The sequence below is a fragment of the Streptomyces sp. NPDC096105 genome (genome assembly GCF_044763335.1).
Classification (GTDB): Bacteria; Actinomycetota; Actinomycetes; order Streptomycetales; family Streptomycetaceae; genus Streptomyces.
Window position 1 is genome coordinate 138,095 of record NZ_JBIWGC010000018.1, and the last position, 9,096, is coordinate 147,190.

The 9,096-nt window shown below is 69.0% G+C and carries 3 protein-coding genes and 6 pseudogenes; 5 read left to right on the forward strand and 4 right to left on the reverse strand.

Translation table 11 applies throughout. The features are described 5' to 3' along the window. Positions 1–663 precede the first annotated feature (663 nt). The 4 genes and pseudogenes from ACIQ8B_RS25240 to ACIQ8B_RS25255 all read left to right on the forward strand — a co-directional run bounded on the left by ACIQ8B_RS25240 (position 664) and on the right by ACIQ8B_RS25255 (position 5,385). Positions 664–1,638 (forward strand): GNAT family N-acetyltransferase, encoded by a 975-nt coding sequence (locus tag ACIQ8B_RS25240; RefSeq protein ID WP_403549839.1) that lies wholly within the window; start codon positions 664–666, stop codon positions 1,636–1,638. Between the two features lie 619 nt (positions 1,639–2,257). After that, positions 2,258–3,023 (forward strand): annotated as a pseudogene (locus tag ACIQ8B_RS25245) (transposase family protein). 15 nt (positions 3,024–3,038) lie between these two features. Beyond that, positions 3,039–3,601: pseudogene (locus tag ACIQ8B_RS25250) on the forward strand (transposase family protein); the annotation flags it as partial. 500 nt (positions 3,602–4,101) lie between these two features. Beyond that, on the forward strand, positions 4,102–5,385 hold the full coding sequence (locus tag ACIQ8B_RS25255; RefSeq protein ID WP_403549841.1) for a hypothetical protein: 1,284 nt from the start codon (positions 4,102–4,104) through the stop codon (positions 5,383–5,385). A gap of 105 nt (positions 5,386–5,490) precedes the next feature. On the opposite strand, the pseudogene ACIQ8B_RS25260 reads toward ACIQ8B_RS25255, so the two are convergent. The 4 pseudogenes from ACIQ8B_RS25260 to ACIQ8B_RS25275 all read right to left on the reverse strand — a co-directional run. Then, positions 5,491–5,804: pseudogene (locus ACIQ8B_RS25260) on the reverse strand (transposase family protein); the annotation flags it as partial. A gap of 46 nt (positions 5,805–5,850) precedes the next feature. Continuing rightward, a pseudogene (locus ACIQ8B_RS25265) lies at positions 5,851–6,198 on the reverse strand (transposase); the annotation flags it as partial. 31 nt (positions 6,199–6,229) lie between these two features. Then, a pseudogene (locus ACIQ8B_RS25270) lies at positions 6,230–7,703 on the reverse strand (ISL3 family transposase). A gap of 142 nt (positions 7,704–7,845) precedes the next feature. Further along, positions 7,846–8,124 (reverse strand): annotated as a pseudogene (locus ACIQ8B_RS25275) (transposase); the annotation flags it as partial. Positions 8,125–8,174: 50 nt separating this feature from the next. Between ACIQ8B_RS25275 and ACIQ8B_RS25280 the strand changes: the two are divergent. Beyond that, positions 8,175–8,945 (forward strand): transposase, encoded by a 771-nt coding sequence (locus ACIQ8B_RS25280; RefSeq protein ID WP_403549843.1) that lies wholly within the window; start codon positions 8,175–8,177, stop codon positions 8,943–8,945. Positions 8,946–9,096 lie beyond the last annotated feature (151 nt).

Genomic DNA, 9,096 nt, shown 5'->3' on the forward strand with positions numbered 1-9,096 from the left:
GGGAGCGAAGACCGTGGGGCGTCTCCCGGGCCCCCGTCCCGCGGACTGCCGGACGGGCGCCCTGTGGGCTGCTGGGTGTCCGGCTCCTCACGATTCCAGGCTGGTAGCCGTAGTTCTCCGGCTACCGGCCTCCTGCCGGGACGACGGCCCCGCCCTCCCGGGCTCCGTGCCCGCACGCTCGCCTTCGTCAGGTGAAGATCACCCGGCGGGTCACCGCGTACGGTCTGCTGTCCGTACCGACCAAGAACCCCTGCCGGCTCCCGGCTGTTCGCCCTGGCGCCGGCCGCCCAGGCCGACGTCTCGGGCTGCCTCGCACCGGCGGGCCAGGGCATCGTCCCGCCCTCACCATCCGGATTCCGGCCGGCCCCGACTGCCTCCAGGACCTGGTCGGCCGCCTGACCGCGGCGAGCTGGCTCACCGGGAACCCCTCACCACCTCCTGCCTCACTGGGACCGCCGTCACCGGCTCCCGCCTCGCCGACTGCTTGACCGGACCGTACTGCCCTCACCTGCCCCTTCCTTTTGCAGCCGCGCCCTCGAGCAGAACGGCTGGCACCAGCTACGACGACGACCCCCGGCGGGCAGGGACCCGCCGGGCCTGCCGCTTCGCCCGCGACGCACGTCCGTGGTCCGATGGAACCCGGGGGCGGAAAGGAGAACGGTCATGCCCGCAACGAAGCGAACGAGTATCACCGCCCCGGTATCGGTCCGCCCGCTGGCCGAGCCGGACCTTGACCGAGCCGACGAAATCTTCAGGGTTGCTTTCGGGACCTTCTTCAAGGTCCCCGAGCCGGAGACGTTCTTCGGGACCGCCGACTATATCCACACCCGCTGGGCGGCGGACCCGCAGGCCGCCTTCGCGGCGACCGTCGAGGGCGAGGTCGTCGGATCGAACTTCGCCGCCGACTGGGGCAGCGTCGGATTCTTCGGCCCGCTGACCGTACACCCAGACCTGTGGGACCATGGCATCGGCAGGCGCCTTATGGAACCGGTCATGGACTGCTTCGATACCTGGGGGAACCGCCACCTGGGCCTGTTCACCTTCTCGCACAGTCCCAAACACCTCGAGCTCTACCGCCGGTACGGTTTCTGGCCCCGCTTCCTCACCGCCGTCATGAGGAAACAGGTCACCGCCGGTGTCACGGTCCCCGGCCGTGTGCTGTACGGGGAGCTGACCGCCGCCGAGCGGCCCGGCGCGCTGCGCCTGGGCCGCGCACTGACGCAGGCCGTGCACGAAGGCCTGAACCTGGAGCGCGAGATCACGGCCGTGCAGACGCAAGGGCTCGGTGACACCGTCCTCCTCGAGAACGCCGACTCCGGCCTCGACGGTCTGGCCGTCTGCCACTGCGGAGCGGGATCGGAGGCCGGTGAGGACGTGTGCTTCGTCAAATTCGGCGCCGTACGTCCCGGCCCGGACGCTGCAGACCGGTTCGAACGACTGCTGGAGGCGTGCGAGCAACTGGCCGCCGAGAAGGGACTGAGGCAACTGGACGCCGGGACGAACCTGGCCCGCCAGGACGCCTACCGGCGCATGGCCGACCGCGGTTTCCGCACCTGGCTGCAAGGCGTGACCATGCACAAGCCCAACGAACCCGGTTACAGCCACGCGGACGCCTACGTGATCGACGACTGGCGCTGAGCCGACCGCCGTACCCGGCCCCGTCCACACACTGCCGGCCCTGCCCGGCACACACCCGATTGAATACCCCCCGAGGCATCCAGGCCACCGCCACCGGGCTGACGCCTTTGACGTCTTGCAGCGCGCTGCGCCACATCCGGCGAACCGAGGCTCGTGGACCCGGTCCACTGACAAGGAACAAGGGTTTCCGGGGCGAGCCGTCCTCAGCTACCTCTCGGGTTTCGCCCCGGCCAGGTACAGCAACCATGACTTCGACCTTGCGGCAGCACAACACCGTCCCGCACCGGCGCAGGCGGCCGAACGACAGACGCATGACAGCACCGATTGAGCCGTCGCAGCCGTCTGCGGAAACCTGCAGTTGCCGACCCCCAGGAGCGAGCAGCAGACCACCTCCGCCAGAGCCGACGTGCGGGCCGGGCTCGACGCGGTTGTCGGGCAACGCTCCCAGCTGACCTGCGAAGCGGAGCGCCTTGTCGCCGGACGGCGCCAAGAAGGCGATGCCGAGACAGTGAGCCTTTTCCAACACGCAGCAGCAGCGAGCCGGTTGGGCTGACAACGTGGTGAAGCCCCTGGTAGATGGGTTTTCGACCGAGAGAACCGTTCCCACCAGAGGCTTCGCATGCTTGTCTGCCCGTCGGGCGTCGGCGTGTCCGGCTCTGCCCCGCGCTTCCTGTCCGCCTGTCTGCGGCAGCACCGTCGCGCGATCGGCTCCCGCTGGAGGCGTCCGAACCCCGGCCGCCAGGCCCTGCTCGCACTCGCCCACCTGCGGATGGGACACTCATATGCCCAGCTCGCGGCCGGTTTCGGTGTCGGCACCACGACCGCCTACCGGTATGCCACCGAGGCTGCCGAACTCCTGGCGGGTCTCGCGCCCACCCTGGCCGACGCGATCCGGGCCGCGTCGACGAAGGCGTTCGTGATCCTCGACGGCACACTCCCGCCGATCGACCGCGTCGCCGCGGACCGACCCTTCTGCTCCGGGAAACACAAGAAGCACGGGATGAACCTGCAGGTCCTCACGGATCCTTTCGGCCGGCTGCTGTGGGCCTCGCCGGCCCTGCCCGGCGCCGTCCACGATGTCCGCGCGGCCCGCGAGCACGGCATCATCGACGCGCCCTTGCCGCGGCCGACGTCAAGTGCTGGGCGGACAAGGCATATCGGGGTTCCGGCGGAACCGTCCGCACCCCCTGCTGGGGCCGCTGGGACACCCTTTCCGCCGGCCAGAAGGCCGTCAACCGGTCCCACGCGAAGATCCGCGCACTCGTCGAACAGGCCATGACCCCTTCACAGCCTGGCGGCTCCTCCGCAGGCTCCGGTGCTCGGCCACCCGGATCACCAGCCTCGTCCAGGCCGTCCTCGCCCTGCACCTGACCAGCTCACAGTGAGGATGGAAAAGATTCATTGCCTGGCGATGCGTGGACGAGGCTCTGGACGTTCCGGTCTCCTGGGCGCCCGGCCTCCACGAAGCCCTCACCGGTCTCGGTGAGGGCGACCACGTCATCGTTGACAGCACCCTGATTCCCACCGACCGGATCCGGGCGAACGAGCCGTACTGCTCGATGAAGCACCGCAAGCACGGCATGAACGTGCAGGTCATCGCTCGTCCCGACGGCGCACCACTCTGGTTCTCCCGCGCGACGCCGGGCAGAACCCATGACCTGACCGCAGCCCGTGCCCACGGCATCGTCCAGGCCTGTCTCACGAGGCAGATCCTCGTCCTCGCGGACCGCGCCTACCAGGGCGCCGGCGCCACCTTCCGCACCCCTACCACCACCACAGCGAACAACCCGAGCACTACCAGCAGTTCAACCGCGACCACGCCCGACTGAGAGCCCTCGGCGAACGCGCCTTCGCGCAGTTGAAATCCTGGCGGCTGCTCCGACGAGCCAGATGCTCCACACGCCGCACCGGCACCATCGTCCAAGCCGTTCACACACTGCTGATCTGCAACTACTCAGAATAAAAGAGGTTCAGTGATCGTGTTCTGGACACCCGTGCGGGTAGCTGCTCCCCGGCGCGGTGCGGAGGCGCGCCGGGGAGCAGGCGTGGAGCTGACCGCGCGGTGGATTCGTGACGTACCGGTGTCCTGCCCCACCCCCGTGCGTGGCCACCGCGAGCCTTCCGGTGCCGCGTGGGTCCGCGACCTGATCCGTGGTGCCGGCAGAATCGCCACCGGCGACGGCCTCGCGGGGCGCGGCCCCCGCCGTCGGCCGGGGCGCGTTCCGGAGGGCCCCCCTTGGCAGCGTGGTGCGGCCGACGAGCGAACGGGGCCTTGTGTCGCCTTCCGTTCATCTCGCCAGGGTTTGGACGCAACCAGGTGTCATCCAGAGTTAGTTGAGTGAGTCGTGAGCCGACGGAGCGGCCGTCCGGCCCGGTGCCGTGCACGGATGACCGGCCGGCGGCACCGGCGAGCACCGACGACATCGCACCGTCCGTCCCCACCTTCGACAAGGAGCAGTGCTCATGCCACGTCAGCATGAACCCCGGGCCGGTGAGACGACGCCTTCCCTGGCCGTCCGCCGCGCGGTCGCCGTACCCGTGCCGGGCGAGGATCCCGGCGCGGACCTGAGACCGCGCACGCCGGAGTCCGCCCCTGCTCCCGACTCCGCCGCCGATCCGGACGCCTCGGTGTCGACGGTGTCGTCCTCCGAGCCCGCTCCCGGGCGGCGCACCCGATGGGGCTTCCGGTCCACCACCGAGGAACCGGCGGCAGCCGAGCAGAAGGAGGAACGGCAGGAGGAAGAGCGGCAGGAGAAAGAGCGGCAGCCGGAGGAACAGCGGCGGCAGGCGGCGGAGCCCGGCGGAGCGGGAGCCGGGGTGGTGGCCGGTGCGGTCGCGGCCGGGAACGGTGACGGCGGGAAGGCGGACGCGGACGCCGACGGGACGGGGCCGGGACGTCTGCGCGGGCCCATGGTGGCCGCGGCCGCCATCGCCGGGGCGGTGCTGATCTGCGTACCGCTGCTGGTACTCGGACTGAACCGTGAGGACGAGCGCACGGTCGAGACGGCTCCCGCCGGCGGAACGACGCTCGACCCCGGTACGTCCGACGGCGTCCCGGCCGTCGACTACCAGGCCGCGTCCCCGTCACCCTCGGCGTCGCCGAGCGGATCCGAGTCCGCGTCCGGCTCACCGGCCGAGTCCGATTCCGGGGCCGAGCCTGAGCCCGAGCCCGAGTCCGAGCCCAAGTCCGAGCCCAAGTCCGAGCCTGCGCCGCCCCGTTCGGCCGAGGTGAAGGGGGCCGAGGCACCGGAGAGGAGCGCGGCGACCGCCGTCCAGCGACTGGCCGCGGAGGATCCGGGCGGACGGCACATCTGCTACCGGGTCCATGTGGCGGGCCGAGGCTGGAGCGATGCGGTGTGCGACGGCGGGACAGCGGGCACGGCGGGCTCGGGGGCACCGATCACGGCCGTCAACATCGCCGTGTCCGGAACCGGGGGCACGTCCGGCGGCGCCTTCGTCCACGACCCCGCGTCGACCAACGGCGAGGGACACTTCCCCGAGCCGTGGTCGAACGCCGTCGACGGCATCGACAACTACGTCGGCAGTACCGAGAAGGACGCCCCGCACATGCTGGGGTTCACCATCAACGTCGACGGTGGCGCCGGCGCCGTCTGCCAGTTCTCCTACGTCCACGACGACGCCTGGCTCGGCCTGGCGTGCGACGAGCCCGGGACCGGGTACGACTTCACTTACGCAGGCACCCACGACAACGAGTCGTGGATCGAGGCGGTCCGGCTCACGGTGTGATCTGGGCCGTCCGCGGAGGGCTCGGCAAAGGGCCGGCGGGCGCGTGCCGTTCGGCCCGTTGACACGGGAGCGCGACAACGGGGCATTCGGGACAGTGAACCTCTTTCATTCTGAATAGTTGCAGATCAGCAGTGTGTGAACGGCTTGGACGATGGTGCCGGTGCGGCGTGTGGAGTATCTGGCTCGTCGGAGCAGCCGCCAGGATTTCAACTGCGCGAAGGCGCGTTCGCCGAGGGCTCTCAGTCGGGCGTGGTCGCGGTTGAACTGCTGGTAGTGCTCGGGTTGTTCGCTGTGGTGGTGGTAGGGGTGCGGAAGGTGGCGCCGGCGCCCTGGTAGGCGCGGTCCGCGAGGACGAGGATCTGCCTCGTGAGACAGGCCTGGACGATGCCGTGGGCACGGGCTGCGGTCAGGGGGAGTGTCTGCGGAACGGCTCTGGCTCACATTCGGTGGTGACAGAGGGTGCTGCTATCCGAGGAGGATGCGGTGGCGGAGGAGGGGGAAGCATGCGCGTCCGTGCATGTGGCGCGCGATCTGCTTGGTCTTGGTGTTGACGCCCTCGGTGGGGCCGTTGCTGTACGGAAGCGTGAGCCCGGCGATCACGGCCTCGATGTCCCGGTCCAGGCCCCGGGTGAAGGCATACAGATGGGGCAGGTCAGCTGCTCGGACTTTGGCAATCCAGTCCGTGAGCGCGTCGGCGTTGTCGGCGTGCGGCGTAAGGAGCGGGGCGAAGTCCCTGATACTGATGGCCAGTTGGGTCATCTCGGGGCAGGCTGCGGTGAGTTTGGCCAGGGGGTCTGTACGGTGAGCGGCCCTGTCTCACATTCGGTGGTGACGGAGCGTGCTGCTATCCGAGGAGGATGCGGTGGCGGAGCAGGGCGAAGCCTGCTCGTCCGTGCATCTGGCGTGCGATCCGTTTGGTCTTGGTGTTGACGCCCTCGGTGGGGCCGTTGCTGTACGGAAGCGTGAGCCCGGCGATCACGGCCTCGATGTCCCGGTCCAGGCCCGGGTGAAGGCATGCAGATGGGGCAGGTCAGCTGCTCGGACTTTGGCAATCCAGTCCGTGAGCGCGTCGGCGTTGTCGGCGTGCGGCGTAAGGAGCGGGGCGAAGTCCCTGATATCGGTTGACAGTTGGGTCATCTCGGGGCAAGCGGTGGTGATTTTGGCCAGCAGCTGGTGTTGCTCGGCCTTGAGGTTGTCGGGCCTGGTCAGCAGCATCCGGGCGAGCCTGCGCGGGGAGATATGACTGCGATCGGCGTCCGCGCGGCCCTGGTTGATGTACTTGTGCAGGAGGTTCAGGCAGCCTGTGAAGCCGAGGGCTTTGATCTCTTCGAAGAGGTGCTTGACGGGGACGCCGGGGTCCTCGGTTCGGCGTTTGCGCAGGTGCTCGCGGTAGGGGTCGACGAGGCCGGCGCGGTACTTGGGGACGCGGAGCATGCGCTCGGGCCGGTCGGCGCGGGCGTAGCGTTTTACGGTGTTCAGGGCCAGTTGGAGGCGGCGGGCGCATTCGAGCAGGCTGACGCCCTGGTCGAGCAGGCCGTGGACCTGGTGCCAGCGTTCCAGGGTGGTCTGGGCGCGGGGCCCGTCGTAGATGGGTGCGTCCAGCACGGTGGCCCAGCAGGCGCTGTGCGCCTTGACCTCGCTCAGGGCGGCTTCGCACAGGTTGTGCCACAGATGCCACCTGTCCGCGACCTGGACCGCATCGGGCAGGGCGCGGCGGATGGCCTCGGCGTAGGTAGCTGAGCCGTCGCGGCACACGACCTCGCCGGATGCTTGCGCAGCCACAACTCCAGCGTGGCGGCCGTGCGGTCAGGCAGCACGTCGATCCGCTCATGGGTCTCGGTGTCGATCACCACGGTTGCATAGCGGTGCCGCCGGCGCAGGGCGAAATCGTCGACGCCGATCACGCGGGGTACCCGCCCGGTGGGCAACGGGATGCGCAGCAGGGTGCGCAGGGCCGTGTGACGCGACAGGCCCACCGCGAGTATCGCCAGCAGACGTGATCCCGCCCGGCCCGCTAACTCTTTGACCACGGCCTTGACCTGCCTGGTCAGACGAGCGGTACGTCGCTGGTATCGCTCCAGCACCCCGGGCACCTGTTCGCGGAAGGTCTGCCGGCAACCGCGTGTGGGACACACCAGACGCCGTACCCGCACACGGACCACCACCCGTCGCCCATCGACCGGAACGTCGGCCACCGTCCGCCAGTGATAGCCGTGCACCCGTCCCGACGAGGCCCCGCACACCGGGCAGACCGCGGTGTCCAGCGGCGTCCGGGCCCGCACCACGATCCGCTCACCCTCGTCGACCACATCCTCCATGACCAGTGGGGACAGACCCGAAAACACCGTCTGCACAAGCTCGTTGACACCTATCACATAAAGGTCAACGACCCTGACAACTCTCCGTCACCACCGAATGTGAGACAGGGCCTGCGGAACGGTGTAACTCCGTCGGTTGATTTCAGTTGTTGGTCATGCCGGTGGTGAGTCGGCCGTCGAGCGCGATGTCGAAGGCGTTCAGGGCCGGCTTCCAGCGGCGGGTCCAGGCTTTCGTGCCGGTGCCCTTCGGGTCCAGGCTCATGATCGCCAGGTAGACGCACTTGGGGGCGGCCTGGTCGGTCGGGAAGTGGCCGCGGGCCCGGACGGCCTTGCGGATCCTGGCGTTGACCGACTCGATCGCGTTGGTCGTGCATATGATCTTCCGGATCTCCGCGTCGAAGGAAAGGAAGGGTACGAACTCCGCCTAAGATCTGTCCCGTAACTGCTGCTCAGAGGCGAGATGATCTTGCTGTGTCTGGTGTGATCACGGCCTCGGAGCCTTCCTGGATAGCCCCGTTCACCGGGCTGAGCCCGCGCCAGTTCGGCAAGCTGATCACCACGCTCCGGCGTGAGGGTGCGGACCCGGTACGCAAGGGCCGGCCCTGGAGCCTGCCGCTGGAGGACCGCGTGCTCCTGGTCGCCGCCTACTGGCGCACGAACCTGACCCTGCGGCAACTGGCCCCGCTGTTCGGGGTGTCCAAGTCCGCGGCCGACCGCATCATCGACCACCTCGGCCCCTTGCTCGCGCTCCAGCAGCGCAAGCGGTTCCGCAAGGACACCGTGCTGATCGTGGACGGCACCCTGGTCCCCACCCGCGACCACAGCGTCGCCGAACAGTCCAAGAACTACCGGTACTCCACCAACCACCAGGTCGTCATCGACGCAGACACCCGGCTGGTGGTGGCCGTCGGCCGGCCGCTGCCCGGCAACCGCAACGACTGCAAGGCATGGGAGCTGTCCGGCGCGAAAGACGCCGTCGGCCACACCACGGTCATCGCGGACGGCGGCTACCGCGGCACCGGCCTGGTCATCCCGCACCGCCGCGAGAGGAGCCAAGCCGAACTCCCCGCCTGGAAAGAGGAACACAACGCCTCCCACCGCAAGGTTCGTGCCCGCGTCGAGCACGCCTTCGCCCGCATGAAGACCTGGAAGATCCTCCGCGACTGCCGCCTGAAAGGCGACGGCGTCCACCACGCCATGCTCGGCATCGCCCGCCTGCACAACCTCACACTGGCCGGATGAACGGGCAACGACGCTGGTCAACCAGCATGCAGTAGATCATTTACGGGACAACGCTTACGAGCTCGTGCATAGTAGGCAGGGAGGTGTCGAGCTTCTGATCGTCGATCATGGTCGTGTGGTGGGAAACGCATCTCGTGCAGCGATCATCAGT

Bases quoted from the DNA above. Each gene is read 5' to 3' on its own strand.
- ACIQ8B_RS25240 (WP_403549839.1), top strand. From the start codon at position 664: ATGCCCGCAACGAAGCGAACGAGTATCACCGCCCCGGTATCGGTCCGC.
- ACIQ8B_RS25255 (WP_403549841.1), top strand. From the start codon at position 4,102: ATGCCACGTCAGCATGAACCCCGGGCCGGTGAGACGACGCCTTCCCTG.